We start from the raw sequence: 12507 nt of genomic DNA, 5'->3' as shown, positions 1-12507 counted from the left end.
CCAAAGTCACTCAGTGGCCTGCGCGGGAACGAGCATGATCCCATCGGCAGTGATCTGGAACTCCCTGACCCCGGACTCGTGGTCGGTGGCCCGTGTCTTCAGCACCGTGAGCGTGCGCGCCATCACACCGGTGACACCTCTGTATTGCAGCAGTACGACGTTGTCGGCCAGGTGCGACGCCGCCACGTCCGAGAGTCTGGACACCCCGAACAGCTCAGGGAGCTCATACGTCATCATCAGGCTCGTGCCGTGACGCGACGACCTATGTAGCAAGGAATAGAGGTACTCCCTGAAGCGCATCTGATCAGGTGCCGCGACCTGCAGGTCTGCGAGGCTGTCCAGGAGAACCCTGCTGGCACCGGTGGCCTCGATCATGTCCAGGAGCTCGTACACCCACTGGTCCACGTTGAGGTCGACGGGGCTGCGGTACATGAGTGTCAGGTTGTCGGCCTTCACAGACCATCCGAACTGCGACGCCGTTCGCTCGAGCTGCGACGGATGCTCCTGCATCGTCGCGATGATCGCGCGTTCGCCATGGTTGACGGCATGGAAGACGAAATGCAATCCCATCAGTGTCTTCCCGATACCGGTGGGTCCCGCCACCAGGGTCGACGCCCCCGACCAGTAGCCGTCCTCAAGCATGTCGTCGAGCGCCTGGATGCCGGACGGAACCCGCTCACCACGCAGTTCGTAATCCCTTGAATCCGCAGGGTCGGCGAGTCGGGGATAAACCGTGATGCCGTCCTCCGAAAGGCGGTACGAATGCGTCCCGGCCAGGAAGCCACCGCCGCGGAGCTTGTGTACCTGGAGTGCCCGGGACGTGCGTTCGCCGGAGCGAACGCTTTTCAGCGCGATGATCGCATCGGCCACAGCGAACTCAGGAGAGCGCTGGATCTCCTCCTCCTGGTACTCGCCGACCCACAGGGACGTCGCCGGGAAGGCGCTCAGCATGCCGGCGAGGTCGTGAAGGAACGGGCGAAAGCCACCGCTCCGGCTGGCGTAGGGATGCATCGCCTTGAAGCTGTCGATCACGATCATCGCAGGCTGCCTGACCCGGATGAGCTCGCGCACGCGGTCGAGAACTCCCCGCAGGCCGTCGTCACGGAGGGTTGCCCCAAGGTCCTCGTACCAGATGCTTCGCCCGACTGCGGTCGGGTCGAAGAACGACAGCGTCTGACCGTACCTGAGGACCTTCTCCAGTGGCTCGGAGACCGTGGACAAGTACAGGGCCGGCCGCTCCGGGGTGGCGTTGGCGAACACCCACTGCTGCGCGACTATCGTCTTACCAGCACCGGGAGCGCCCATCACCAGGACGATCGCGTTGCGCGGCAGTCCACCGCCAAGGACGACGTCGAGCGGATCCGATCCAGAGGTCATTCGGTCGTTCATGGGCTGGATTCCGCAACGGACTCCGAGTGCAGGTAGGCGCTTTGTCCCAGCAGGTCCCGGACGACCGACACCAGTCGCAGTGGCTCGAGTGGTTTCTTCAGGAACGCGGCTGCGCCGGCCTCCAGCGCCTCATCCCGGAGATCTAGCGTGGAGATCGCCAGCACCGGAACATCGAATTGCTCTCGCAGCTGGGCACAAAGCCGCAGTCCCCGCGCACCGGAGATCAGCAGATCGATCAGTACGAGATCCGGAATCTTCCGTACGGCTTCTGCCAACGCCTGCTCGGCGGTGGAGACGACCGTGACGCCGTACCCTTCCGTCCGCAGGAAGTAGTCGGAGAAGTCGGCGGCGAACGGATCCTGCTCGGCCAGGAGGACGAGCAACCCGTCGCCGCCCGGGATCCTCGCAGACTCCAGCGGTACACCGCTGGCCAAGCGGCCCTGCAGCAGCCGGTATGCGTCGCTAGCTGACAGTCCGTCCGACAATCGGTCACCGACGAAGCGCAGTTGCTCCACCTGCAGCCGCGAGTACAGGCGGTGGCCACCCGGACTCCGCTCGGGCACCACGACCCCGTACCGGTCCTCCCACGTCCGCAGCGTCGCCGCCGGGATGCCGAGCATCCGCGTGAGGGCCCCGATGCTGTAGACGGGCTGATCAGGCATCGGAAGAACGCATCTCCCTGGTTTGTACGACACGCGTTCTTCCGGCTAACAACCGCCGGGCAGGCTCCTCGTGGCCACATCCATGGTTGGAGCACCTAATCACTGAGCAAGGACGCCTAGTCCATGACCGGCAGGTTACCCCATCTCCGCCAGAGACCAGCCCGCCGTCTCACGAGGAAGCGAGGGCGGTGGGACTACAAGATTGCGGGATGACGACGCCAGGCCCTTTGAGGAGACTCGGAGCCGTGCCACCGACATCGGGCTGAGCCGGCAACGGGTCGGCCACAGCCGGTCGCACTTACCGGACCATCTGATCCGTCGCTCCCCTGCAGGAGCGCACAGGAGGCAGTCATGCTGATGCGATTCGATCCCTTCCGTGAACTCGCGTTCCGCGAGCTCGACCGGATGTCCCAGATGTTCGGCGAGCAAGGTGGAGCGCTTCAACAACGCACGATGCCGATCGACGCCTTCCGCGACGGCGACCGGTTCATCATCCGTTTCGACCTGCCCGGCGTGGATCGCGACTCCATCGAGCTGACGGCGGACAAGAACGTTCTCACCGTGCGCGCGGAGCGCACGTGGAAACCCGGGGAGGGGCAGGATGTGGTCGCCGCCGAGCGCCCGCAGGGAGTCTTCACCCGCCAACTGTTCCTCGGCGACAGTCTCGACGTCGACCGGATCACCGCGACCTACGACCAGGGCGTACTGACGCTCGTCGTCCCGGTCGCCGAGCAGGCGAAGCCGCGCAGGCTCCAGATCACCGAAAGTGATGCAGCTCAGAACGGCGTCACCCATGAGAGCGGGGACCGTCAGCCCGCGATCACCACACCCGGCTGAGCTGAGCCGCGGCCAGACAGGAGGCGAACCGTGGATCTGCAACTGAAGGCTTGGGAGGTGCCGTTGCGGGTCAGCGCGGGCGCCTTCCTCCTCAATTCCGGCCTGACCAAGCTCCGCGCGGACCACGCAGCGGCTAAACAGACCCACGGATTCGCCGCCGGTGCATACCCCGCCCTCCGCCGGCTCGATCCCCGATTGTTTGTCGGAGCCCTGTCGGCGGGAGAGATCGCACTCGGCGCGGCGCTTTTGGTCCCTGTGGTGCCGCCCGCTCTCGTCGGCGCAGGCCTGACCGCGTTCTCCGGGGCCCTCCTCGGCCTGTACCTGCGTACCCCGGGTCTGCGGCAGGAGGGCAGCCTCCGGCCGACCGATCAGGGCATCCCGATCGCCAAGGATGTCTGGCTCCTTGCGATCGGGCTCGCGTTCGTCGTGGACGATGTCCGCGACCGGATGCGCGGGAGGAAGTGAACCGGGGTGTCCACTGACGATCCGCGTGCCGGCCCGAGTGGGGATGACTGATGACCGTCACAACCGGCAGATCGACGCATCGACGCGGCCGCCGTGAGTGGGCACAGATCTTTGTAGGTGGCTTCACGCTGTGGCTCACCTGCCTCGTCGTCACGCTGCTGACTGCCAACGCCAACCTGGTACCCACGCTGATCCTGCTCGGCAGTTTTCTCGTCCCCGTCACGTTCGTCGCCTGGTCGTTCGAAACGTGGCGGGACGCGCACCTCACCGCCGAGCTCATGGTCAAAGCCTTCGTGGTGGGCGGCCTGCTGGGGGTGTTGGCGGCAGCCGTGCTGGAGACCTACCTGCTCGAGCCCTCCCCGTTGCTGTTCCTCGGCGTCGGCCTGATCGAGGAGGCTGCCAAGCTCGGCGCTCTGATCTTCGTCACCCGCCATCTGGCCCGACGCCATGGCCGGGACGGATTCGTCCTCGGCGCCGCGGTAGGCCTCGGGTTCGCGGCGTTCGAGTCGGCCGGGTACGCGTTCAACGCGTTGTTGACCGTCAAAGGCCTGTCGTTGACTGCTCTTGTAGAGACCGAGCTGGTGCGGAGCGTGCTGGCGCCCTTCGGCCACGGGCTCTGGACGGCGATCCTCGGTGGAGTGCTGTTCCGGGAAGCGCGTGCAGGTCGATTCCGCTTCAATCGTGTGGTTCTGCTCATGTATCTGTGGGTCTCGGTGCTGCACGCATTGTGGGACTACACGCACAGCATCGCGCTCGCGCTCACATTCCTTCTCACCGGTACGTCGTGGCAGTACCGGCTGCTCTCCATGGGCCAACTACCGACGCCGACGTCTGAGCAGGTGCACCTGTTCACGGTGCTGTCCATCGGCTTCCTCGCTCTGGTGTCGCTGCTGGGGATCGCTACCCTCATGGCTACCTGGCGAAGGACACGGCCCGAGAAGGCGCATGCGGCGGTCCTGCCATGACGACTCCCGGAAACGTGCAGCCCGCGCCAGGTCCGATCCGGAGCAGTGTGCCGGCCCGTCTCGACCGGCTCCCCTGGACCGGATTCCACTGGCGAGTGGTCATCGCGCTCGGTATCACCTGGGTGCTGGACGGCGTGGAGATCACCATCGCGGGTACGATCGCCGATCGTCTCCGCGACCAGGACAGCCTGGGGTTCTCCTCCTCGCAGGTGGGCCTGGCGGCGAGTCTTTATCTGCTCGGCGAGGTGTTCGGTGCGCTGGTGTTCGGCCGGCTGACCGACAAGCTCGGCCGCCGCAAGCTCTTCGTCGCGACCCTTGGCGTGTACCTGCTCGGGAACACGCTCACCGCGTTCTCGATGAACTTCTGGTTCTTCGCCGCCACCCGGTTCATCGCTGGAGCCGGCATCGGCGGTGAGTACGCCGCGATCAACTCCGCCATCGACGAGCTGATCCCGGCGAGGTATCGCGGCCGAACGGACCTCGCGGTCAACGGCACCTACTGGCTGGGCGCGATGATCGGCGCGGCGGCGAACCTCGCCTTTCTCAACGAGGACATCTTCGGGGTTGACCTCGGCTGGCGGATCGCTCTCCTCATCGGACCCCTGATCGGCGTGATGATCTGGCCACTGCGACGCCACCTCCCGGAGAGTCCCCGGTGGCTACTCACACACGGGCGGGCCGACGAGGCAGAGCGCATCGTCGGCGAGATCGAACGGGACATCGAAGCGAAGGGCATCGAGGTGCCGCCCGTCGGCGAGGACAGCGCCATCGCGATCAGGCCGCGGGGAACGGTCAGCTACCGCGAACTCGCGCGCGTGGTCCTGCGGGACTACCGCCGACGTTCGCTGGTCGGGTTGACACTCATGGTGACGCAGGCCTTCCTCTATAACGCGATCTTCTTCACCTATGCCTTGATCCTCGCCGACTTCTATGGCATCCAGGGTGGCGCGGTGGCGTACTTCATCTTCCCGTTCGCTCTCGGCAACCTGCTCGGACCGATCCTTCTCGGCCGGTACTTCGACACGATCGGCCGACGGGTGATGGTCGGCGGCACCTATGCCCTGTCCGGACTGCTGCTGTTCGTCACCGGCTGGCTCTTCAACGACGGCGCGCTCACCGCGGTCACGCAGACGATCCTGTGGTGCGTCATCTTCTTCTTCGCCTCGGCGGCCGCGTCATCGGCGTACCTGACCGTGAGCGAGATCTTCCCGATCGAGCTGCGGGCGCAGGCGATCTCCTTCTTCTTCGCGCTGGCAGTGCTCGTCGGCGGAGTCGTCGCACCATGGCTGTTCGCAACGCTGATCGGTGACGGCGACGACCGGGGACGCGTGTTCCTCGGCTACACCGTCGCGTCGATCCTCATGATCATCGGTGGTCTTGTCGAGTTCGCCTGGGGCATCAATGCCGAGGGGCGATCGCTGGAGGCCGTCGCTACACCGCTCTCCGCGCAGACGGTGGCCGCTTGCTGCGCGGAGAGCGGCCTCACCGGTGGACTCACGGCACACGTTCGTCGCGGGCCTTGAGCATGGACCGAGGGTCGCAGTTCGTCCAGCCGGCGCTCGCCCTCATCGTCGCGGTGGCCGCTGCGTGGGTGACCACCTTCGCTGTCGAGCGAGTGGTACGCCAGAACATGAGGCGATCAGCGGCCACTGTATGGTCGTCGCTCAAAACCCACTGCAAGCCTCCGTTCCGGATCACTGTCATCATCGCCGCGCTCCTTCTGGCGCTACCCTACGCAGGACATGGCGGGGTAGTCGTTCAGATCGGGCGGCAGGTCCTCGTCCTCGCTCTGATCGCTGCCGTCGCGTGGTTGCTGATCCGGCTGAGCCGCGTCTTCGAGGACGTCACTCTCGAGCGGTTCGACATCGCCGTCGCCGACAATCGGCGGGCGCGCAAGGTTCGAACACAGATCGTCTTGTTCCGCAGGATGACGATCGCGATCCTCGTCGTCGTCGCCATCGCCATCGCAGTCATGACCATCCCGTCGGCGCGATCCGTCGGCGCCAGCTTCCTCGTCTCGGCCGGCGTGCTCAGCGTCGTGGTGGGCCTCGCCGCGCAGACGACGCTCGGAAACCTGCTAGCCGGGCTCCAGATCGCGCTCACCGACCCGATCCGCATCGACGACGTCGTCGTCGTCAACAACGAGTGGGGTCGTATCGACGAGATCACCCTGACCTACGTCGTAGTCCGCGCCTGGGATAACCGTCGGCTCATCCTGCCGATCTCGTGGTTCACGACCAATGTGTTCCAGAACTGGACGCGGCACGAGGCGAGGGTAATCGGCAGCATCGTGTTGCACGTCGACTTCAGCATGCCGGTCGAGGAACTCCGCGCCGAGATGTACCGCCTCGTCCACGAGTCACCTTTGTGGGATGGCCTGGACTGGGTGCTGCAGGTGGTCGACACGACCCCGTCCACGATGGTCGTCCGCGGGCTGGTGAGCTCCGCCGACGCGCCCAGCAACTGGGATCTGCGCTGCGAGGTACGCGAGAAGTTGCTGATGTTCGTGCAAGAGCGTCACCCGGGCGCGCTGCCGAAGGTGCGCGCCGACGTTGTCGAATCCGCGAGACCGCTCCGCTTCCCGAGCACGGATAGGGCGCGCGGCTTCAGCCAGGACGATCGATCGACAGCGGACCGATCGACAGCGGACTAGGAGTTGGGAGAGTGATCTGATTGGGCGTCAAGCTGAACGACCGCGCCTACGCGCACGCGCGCAGGCTCATCACCGACGGCAGGTTTGTTCTGGACGAGCGGGACGACTGGAGTGAGCACCGGCCGACCGCCGAGATCGAGAACAAGTTCATCCAGGAACACGGAATGGCGGAGTACCAGAACTGGTACCTCGGAATCGACGACGACCAGGACGAAGACACGAAGGGACGATACAAGTTCCCGTACGGCGACTTCACCAGCGTTCACCGATGCGGAGTGCTTTCGGCCGAATCACGCGCCGGGCAGTACAAGTACGTCGACATCGAGGTCGCGGTCGCACACCTGCACGGGATGCTCGACAGTGCGCGTTGAGGAGACGCTGCTTCCCGGCGTAGGGACCTGCTACGAATTTCGAACCGCCGCCGGTCGGCAGGTCGGTGTGGTGGCTCGCCGAGACGGGACGACCGAGCTGGTCGTCTGTGCCGAGGACGATCCGGAGTACGTATCCGAGTCGCTGATGCTGCAACCGGATGAGCGGGCAACGCTTGTCGGCCTGCTGACGATGCCGCCCGGGCCGCCAGATCCCCTCGGGCGTACCCACCACCCGATCTAGGCCCTGGCGGAGGACACCCCGTGTACGCAGACCCAGCGTGGCTGGCAGCCGGTGCGGCCGATGCAGTCGGCCAGGACCTGCTCGAGCGGTCGCGCGGATGATGTTCTCGCCGAACGACGAGGTGCTGCTGCTCCGAGTGCTGGGACTCTCGCCCTTCTCGCCGGCTTGCTCGCCGTCATCACAGCGGTCACGAAGATCGCCAGTGGCTGGTGGGCGGGCGGGCGGTCCGCGCTCAGCCCGCGCGGGCGGCTGCTCTACACGTTTGCGTGGTGACGCCGACATCTCGTCGCGGCAGCATGGCGACGGTGGCGTGGTTGCGTCGCCCACTCGGTCGTCGAGCACCCGCACCAAGAGGAGAGACGGCATGACAGTCATGGGTGTGCACAGGTTCGAGCGCTTCTTCCGCACCGCGGCGAGTCTGGACGTCGATAAGGATGACCTCAAGCGGTACAGCGACTTCGTCAGCGACAAGCTCCACGATCTCCTGGTGATCGGCCAGGGCACGGCGAAGGCGAACGGCCGGGACATCCTCCAACCGCGCGACCTGCCCATCACCAAGGGCTTGCAGCAGAGCATTCATGTGTTCCGCGAGTTGGACGAGGAGATCGAGCTGCGGCCGATCTTGGCGCAGCTGACGATATGGCCACCGCTCGACGTGACCGTCAGCGAGGAAACCGAATCCCGGTTGCCCGAAGTGGTGGGAGGGCTGAGTGTCGCACTCGCTCGCACCATCAAGGTCATCGACCCCGATGTCAAGAATCCGCAGACAGCACACTGGGCAGACGCCTTCCGCATCTTCGGCCTGCTGCTGTAGCTCTGGCAGACGACCCGCTACGCCAGGGCGGCCGCCAGATCCCTCGGCATACTAGACATGATGTCGTCCCATTCACCGTCGGTCACGTGGCGTCTAAGAGCCTGCAGAACGGTGTGAACCAGCGGCTCAACGCCGCCCTCGACCTCGTAGCGGAACTCGTGCCGTACCCGCTCCAAGAACTGTTCCTTGTTCATCTTCACCGGCACGGTGCTGGGGTCCCACCCGTCGAAATATATTCCGCGGACCAGCAGCGGAAGCTGGGCCGCGAGCTGAGCGGACTCGTCCACTGTCAGCCGGTCGCGCAGCGAGTGGAGAACCGCCCTCAGGGCGGCGTACGACTGGTTGCGGCGCTCCTTGGGCCAGCCGTAAGCCTTCTCGATGTCTTTCAGGATCCTGTTCGTCTTCTCCACCGTGGTGCTGAACGTGTCGCGCATTCCCTTGATCCCATCTCGAGTGGCCCTTCAAAGAGCCTCGGACTGGGGCGAGCACGACACATCCCCGAATCGCCCAGTCGGGAGCTGTGGATGTGCTCGGCATCGCTGGGGCAACGAGAGTCTGCATCATCACAGTTGACCGATGACTGTCACGCCACCGCCTGCGCGGAAGTGAGCTTTGTGCGGAGATCGTCGAGGATCTTGCGTAGGACGCGGGACACCTGCATCTGGCTGAGCCCGATCTCCTTGCCGATCTTGGTCTGGGTCCAGCCCTCGATGAAACGCAGTTCCAGGATGCGTCGTTCACGCGGTCCCAGCTCTGCCAGCACTGGCCGCAACATGTCAACCGCTTCCAACTGGTCGACCGTCCGGTCGTCCTCGGCGGCGACCAGATCGGCCAGTGTCAGATTCGCGTCCGTGGCTGACGGGCGGTCCAGGGACAACACGTTGAAGCACCCCTTCGCGGCCATCGCCTCCTCGACGCGGTCCACCTCCAGGCCGAGGTAATCCGCGAGCTCGGCCCGGGTCGGTTCGCGGTTCAGCTGTTGCTGCAGCTCGGGCTGCTTGGCCATGATCGAGCCCTGGACCTCCTGCAGCCGGCGTGGGATCCGCACGGTCCATGCGCAGTCGCGGAAATACCGCTTCACCTCGCCGCGGATGGTCGGGATCGCGTACCCGATGAACGGAGTATCCGCGTCGAGCCGGTAGTGGTGGGCAGCGTTGACCAGGCCCAGGTAGGCGACCTGCTCGAGATCATCGGCCTCGGCGCCACGTCCGCGGAACCGGCGGGCGGTTCCGCGCCCGATCTCGATGTTGAGCTCGACCACCTGATCGATCAAGGCCTGTCGCTCCACCTCGTCGGACGTTCGCTCCCGGCGCTGCAGCAGTTCCTGGGTAGCGGCTTCACGCGCGGCCCGCTGTTCGGGTGTCGAGCACTGCGTCGGTACTGTCTCGTCGGTATTACCAGAAAGCATGATTGACCTCGCGACCCTCGAGTCACGGCGTGGCCACATCCCTGGACCACGGTCAAAGTTCTTGGTGCTGTCAGCTGGCGACGGCGAACACGCTCGACGATGGTTCCGCGGCGCTCGGCAGGTGTGGGGACGGATCCAGCAGCCGGATGCAGGTGCCGGTCCGGTCGGCGAACACCGCGTACCAGCCGAGCGACGACCAGACCGGGGCCATCAACCAATCCAGCTCCGGGTGATCGCCGAAGAAGACCCCGAGGTCGCCCACGTCGTACACACCCCCGGCGCCGAGCGCGCTCTCGGCGGGATCACGGACCAGCACGATCGTCGCCGCGCCGCCGCGCGGTCCGAGCATGGCCGTGTCGTCGTCGGGCCATCCAAGCGGTTCGAGCCCGAGGCTGCGGTAATAGTCCACGCTGGCGTCCAGGTGGTCGACCGGTCGGAGTTCGAACAGCAACTTCATCAGAGTCCCTCCTCCTGGCTTTGCCGGGTCTCGCCCGGTCGTTGTGTCGTCGCTCGGCGGACCTCGTCGGCCCGGTCACCGAGCTCGGAGATCCGGTCCGCGAGCCGCGGATGGTCGCGGGTGAGTCGCGGGCCGGCGTCGGCCAACGGGCCGAGCAGGGCCGCGGAGTCGTTGTCGCCCAGGGCATCGTGGATCCGATCCACGCTATCCTGGGTGGTCTGGTCGAGCCCGTCCAATGCGGTGACCTGCCCCGCGAGCCGGCGAAGATCGGCAGCGTTGCCCCGCGCCCAGGTAGCGACCGCGCGGTCGCTCGCACGCTGATCCCGGGCGGCCTGGACACGCTGCTCGCCCGTCATCGCGGCGCCGGCCGACTGCGCGTTGATCCGCAAGTACCGCCGCTCGGCCGCCTGTCTGCTGGCCACCCCGAGCGCCGGCGCCAACTGTGCCCAGCTGGTGCCGGCGGCCCGGGCTTGGTCGATCAATCTCGGCTCCCACTCGGCCAGGTGGTCCCGCACCGCGCGGATCCGGACGAGTGCCTCGAGCAACTGGGCGGACTGGGCGGAATCGTTGCCATCAGCATCGAGCTCGCGCAGTACGCCGGTGACGAAGGCCAGAGCATCGGTGGCCTCGTCGAGGCCGTCGGGCGGCTCAGCTCGGTGCATCAAGGTTCTCCTGTCGCGGGCCGGTCAGGCGTTGATCTGGCGCGGCTCGGAATCCCCGCCGCTGATGGAGATCTTGCGGGGCTTGGCCTGTGCGGCAACCGGGATCTTCACCGTCAGTACGCCGCTCTCGTACTCCGCCGTGATTTGCTCCGTGTCGAGGGTGTCGCCGAGGAACAACTGCCGGGAGAACACCCCGAGCGGCCGCTCGGCCACCTGCATCTCGACCTCATCGGACACCGTCAGCGGCCGCCGCTCCGCCTTCACGGTGAGCACGTTGCGCTCGACGTCCAGATCGATGGCGTCCTGCGGAACACCCGGCAGGTCGAAGACCACCACGTACTCGTCGCCGGCCCGATAAGCATCCATCGGCATCGGGTTCGGCCTCGACCAGGTCCCCGGCGACGAGGCACCGCTCAGTTGCTGGGTCAACCGGTCCAGCTCCCGGAACGGGTCGGTGCGCATCAACATCGTTCCACCTCCAGACTGTCGACTTCGCTGTCAATACGCAGCACTGTTCTAACACGTCGTCGGATGGATGACAAGCATCAGTCGTCATCCATCCGATGACATGCTCATCGCCGCTGCGGACGTCTGCCTGGGGATGCTCAGGCGTCGTCCGAGCGCCGGGTGAACGATTGCGGCGGAGTACCGGTATGCGTCGCCGGCCGACAGAAACTGCCGACCGACGGACCACGCGGCACGAGGGGGCTGGCGATGGACACTCGAGATGTCGAGACTTACTGCGAGAACGGTGTCTGGAAGAACCGCCGACCCGGCTGCGAGCCGTTCTCCAGCGGCGGTCCACGACTGCGGCAGGTCGCGATCGGGGCCGAAGTCGCCCGGTGGGCGCAAGCCCGGCACATCATCCGCGACGCCGCCGGCGCGGTCATCGAGACCAACATCTACGGCCCGGGGCGGTTCCCACCGCGTTCACCGATCAAAACGATCCGGCCGACCTCCGACGCCTGATCCAATGCCCGGCTATGTCCGCGTGCGCCATAGCCGCGGCTGCCCAGACAGTCTGCCACTGGTTCCGCTGGTATCGCCATCGTTGAACAGCCTTGGGTGAGTTCGGGTCAAGGGGGAGGCGTTCTTCTCCCCTGTCGCGTTGTACGGTTCAGCATCCTCGTTGTCGGCTGCGATGGCCCATCGCCGCTGGCCGATGTTGTTGCTACGAGCAAAGAGATGGCTCGGGCGCCCCGGCCATCCGGTCGTCGTTCACGTGATAGATCGCGAATTCCTGCAGGCTCGCACCCCGTCCGTCGGGTGTCGCGTAGCTGTCGATCAGGTGCGCTCACAACCAGTCACCGTCGATCAGAAGGTGCTGCAGGTCCCAGTGGAAGTCCGGATACCTCTCCACGACGGTCCGCAGGCCCGCGGCATAGCGTCGTACGTCGTGAGGCGCACCGTTCACCTCGACCCTTTCGTCGACGAACTAGCCGAGCTCGTCGAACCTGTGTTCGTTGCAACGCCGCAGATAGCGCCGGTAGAACTCTTCCAGGTCTCCACGCTTCATACGCGACTGGTACCCATCACACGAACTCCCATCGGCACCTCATCGATCCAGCCTGACGGGGTCGAGG

Annotated in this window: 16 protein-coding genes; 9 read left to right on the top strand and 7 right to left on the bottom strand. The window is 65.8% G+C overall.

Features of this window, described 5'->3' with window-relative positions; all coding sequences use genetic code 11:
• Positions 1-6: 6 nt before the first annotated feature.
• Together ACFPJ1_RS09530 and ACFPJ1_RS09525 are read right to left on the bottom strand one after the other, a co-directional pair.
• Positions 7-1377 (bottom strand): RAD55 family ATPase, encoded by a 1371-nt coding sequence (locus ACFPJ1_RS09530; protein WP_380103087.1) that lies wholly within the window; start codon positions 1375-1377, stop codon positions 7-9.
• A gap of 8 nt (positions 1378-1385) precedes the next feature.
• Positions 1386-2051 carry a response regulator gene (locus ACFPJ1_RS09525; protein WP_380103086.1) on the bottom strand — a complete coding sequence of 222 codons (666 nt, stop codon included), beginning with the start codon at positions 2049-2051 and terminating at the stop codon, positions 1386-1388.
• Between the two features lie 351 nt (positions 2052-2402).
• Between ACFPJ1_RS09525 and ACFPJ1_RS09520 the strand changes: the two genes are divergently transcribed.
• The 8 genes from ACFPJ1_RS09520 (at position 2403) to ACFPJ1_RS09485 (ending at position 8397) form a co-directional block, all read left to right on the top strand.
• Positions 2403-2888 (top strand): Hsp20/alpha crystallin family protein, encoded by a 486-nt coding sequence (locus ACFPJ1_RS09520; RefSeq protein ID WP_380103084.1) that lies wholly within the window; start codon positions 2403-2405, stop codon positions 2886-2888.
• A gap of 30 nt (positions 2889-2918) precedes the next feature.
• Positions 2919-3353, top strand: coding sequence for a hypothetical protein (locus ACFPJ1_RS09515; RefSeq protein ID WP_380103083.1), 435 nt, complete (start codon positions 2919-2921; stop codon positions 3351-3353).
• 50 nt (positions 3354-3403) lie between these two features.
• A complete protein-coding gene (locus ACFPJ1_RS09510) occupies positions 3404-4318 on the top strand; it encodes a PrsW family intramembrane metalloprotease (protein ID WP_380103082.1) in 915 nt (304 codons plus the stop codon).
• The gene (locus tag ACFPJ1_RS09505) at positions 4315-5841 is read left to right on the top strand and encodes an MFS transporter (protein WP_380103081.1); all 1527 of its coding nucleotides are present in this window, start codon (positions 4315-4317) and stop codon (positions 5839-5841) included. Before ACFPJ1_RS09510 ends, ACFPJ1_RS09505 begins: the two co-directional genes overlap by 4 nt.
• Positions 5842-5843: 2 nt before the next feature.
• On the top strand, positions 5844-6971 hold the full coding sequence (locus ACFPJ1_RS09500; RefSeq protein ID WP_380103079.1) for a mechanosensitive ion channel family protein: 1128 nt from the start codon (positions 5844-5846) through the stop codon (positions 6969-6971).
• A 20-nt stretch (positions 6972-6991) separates the two neighbouring features.
• The gene (locus ACFPJ1_RS09495) at positions 6992-7342 is read left to right on the top strand and encodes a hypothetical protein (protein ID WP_380103077.1); all 351 of its coding nucleotides are present in this window, start codon (positions 6992-6994) and stop codon (positions 7340-7342) included.
• Complete coding sequence (locus tag ACFPJ1_RS09490; protein ID WP_465261067.1) at positions 7332-7583, top strand: cation:proton antiporter regulatory subunit; 252 nt, start codon at positions 7332-7334, stop codon at positions 7581-7583. Before ACFPJ1_RS09495 ends, ACFPJ1_RS09490 begins: the two co-directional genes overlap by 11 nt.
• Before the next feature lie 364 nt (positions 7584-7947).
• Positions 7948-8397, top strand: coding sequence for a DUF1931 family protein (locus ACFPJ1_RS09485; RefSeq protein ID WP_380103073.1), 450 nt, complete (start codon positions 7948-7950; stop codon positions 8395-8397).
• A gap of 17 nt (positions 8398-8414) precedes the next feature.
• On the opposite strand, the gene ACFPJ1_RS09480 is transcribed toward ACFPJ1_RS09485, so the two are convergent.
• The 5 genes from ACFPJ1_RS09480 to ACFPJ1_RS09460 all read right to left on the bottom strand — a co-directional run bounded on the left by ACFPJ1_RS09480 (position 8415) and on the right by ACFPJ1_RS09460 (position 11392).
• Positions 8415-8831, bottom strand: a complete 417-nt coding sequence (locus ACFPJ1_RS09480) for a DUF2267 domain-containing protein (RefSeq protein ID WP_380103071.1) — start codon at positions 8829-8831, stop codon at positions 8415-8417.
• Positions 8832-8980: 149 nt separating this feature from the next.
• On the bottom strand, positions 8981-9805 hold the full coding sequence (locus ACFPJ1_RS09475) for a sigma-70 family RNA polymerase sigma factor (RefSeq protein WP_380103069.1): 825 nt from the start codon (positions 9803-9805) through the stop codon (positions 8981-8983).
• 70 nt (positions 9806-9875) lie between these two features.
• Positions 9876-10262 (bottom strand): VOC family protein, encoded by a 387-nt coding sequence (locus ACFPJ1_RS09470; protein ID WP_380103068.1) that lies wholly within the window; start codon positions 10260-10262, stop codon positions 9876-9878.
• The gene (locus tag ACFPJ1_RS09465) at positions 10262-10924 is read right to left on the bottom strand and encodes a hypothetical protein (RefSeq protein ID WP_380103066.1); all 663 of its coding nucleotides are present in this window, start codon (positions 10922-10924) and stop codon (positions 10262-10264) included. Before ACFPJ1_RS09465 ends, ACFPJ1_RS09470 begins: the two co-directional genes overlap by 1 nt.
• Positions 10925-10948: 24 nt before the next feature.
• The gene (locus tag ACFPJ1_RS09460) at positions 10949-11392 is read right to left on the bottom strand and encodes an Hsp20/alpha crystallin family protein (RefSeq protein WP_380103064.1); all 444 of its coding nucleotides are present in this window, start codon (positions 11390-11392) and stop codon (positions 10949-10951) included.
• 246 nt (positions 11393-11638) lie between these two features.
• Between ACFPJ1_RS09460 and ACFPJ1_RS09455 the strand changes: the two genes are divergently transcribed.
• A complete protein-coding gene (locus tag ACFPJ1_RS09455; protein ID WP_380103062.1) occupies positions 11639-11893 on the top strand; it encodes a hypothetical protein in 255 nt (84 codons plus the stop codon).
• Positions 11894-12507 lie beyond the last annotated feature (614 nt).

The organism is Kribbella qitaiheensis (genome assembly GCF_042657745.1).
GTDB classification, from domain to species: domain Bacteria; phylum Actinomycetota; class Actinomycetes; order Propionibacteriales; family Kribbellaceae; genus Kribbella; species Kribbella qitaiheensis.
The sequence above is the reverse complement of the archived record's forward strand: the minus strand, read 5'-3'. Positions and strand labels throughout refer to the sequence as shown.

What these genes read in the sequence shown, in the direction of transcription:
- ACFPJ1_RS09510 (WP_380103082.1), top strand. Translation starts at nt 3,404, where the DNA reads ATGACCGTCACAACCGGCAGATCGACGCATCGACGCGGCCGCCGTGAG.
- ACFPJ1_RS09485 (WP_380103073.1), top strand. Translation starts at nt 7,948, where the DNA reads ATGACAGTCATGGGTGTGCACAGGTTCGAGCGCTTCTTCCGCACCGCG.
- ACFPJ1_RS09475 (WP_380103069.1), bottom strand. Translation starts at nt 9,805, where the DNA reads ATGCTTTCTGGTAATACCGACGAGACAGTACCGACGCAGTGCTCGACA.
- ACFPJ1_RS09500 (WP_380103079.1), top strand. Translation starts at nt 5,844, where the DNA reads ATGGACCGAGGGTCGCAGTTCGTCCAGCCGGCGCTCGCCCTCATCGTC.
- ACFPJ1_RS09465 (WP_380103066.1), bottom strand. Translation starts at nt 10,924, where the DNA reads ATGCACCGAGCTGAGCCGCCCGACGGCCTCGACGAGGCCACCGATGCT.
- ACFPJ1_RS09520 (WP_380103084.1), top strand. Translation starts at nt 2,403, where the DNA reads ATGCTGATGCGATTCGATCCCTTCCGTGAACTCGCGTTCCGCGAGCTC.
- ACFPJ1_RS09460 (WP_380103064.1), bottom strand. Translation starts at nt 11,392, where the DNA reads ATGTTGATGCGCACCGACCCGTTCCGGGAGCTGGACCGGTTGACCCAG.
- ACFPJ1_RS09480 (WP_380103071.1), bottom strand. Translation starts at nt 8,831, where the DNA reads ATGCGCGACACGTTCAGCACCACGGTGGAGAAGACGAACAGGATCCTG.
- ACFPJ1_RS09525 (WP_380103086.1), bottom strand. Translation starts at nt 2,051, where the DNA reads ATGCCTGATCAGCCCGTCTACAGCATCGGGGCCCTCACGCGGATGCTC.
- ACFPJ1_RS09455 (WP_380103062.1), top strand. Translation starts at nt 11,639, where the DNA reads ATGGACACTCGAGATGTCGAGACTTACTGCGAGAACGGTGTCTGGAAG.
- ACFPJ1_RS09470 (WP_380103068.1), bottom strand. Translation starts at nt 10,262, where the DNA reads ATGAAGTTGCTGTTCGAACTCCGACCGGTCGACCACCTGGACGCCAGC.
- ACFPJ1_RS09505 (WP_380103081.1), top strand. Translation starts at nt 4,315, where the DNA reads ATGACGACTCCCGGAAACGTGCAGCCCGCGCCAGGTCCGATCCGGAGC.
- ACFPJ1_RS09530 (WP_380103087.1), bottom strand. Translation starts at nt 1,377, where the DNA reads ATGACCTCTGGATCGGATCCGCTCGACGTCGTCCTTGGCGGTGGACTG.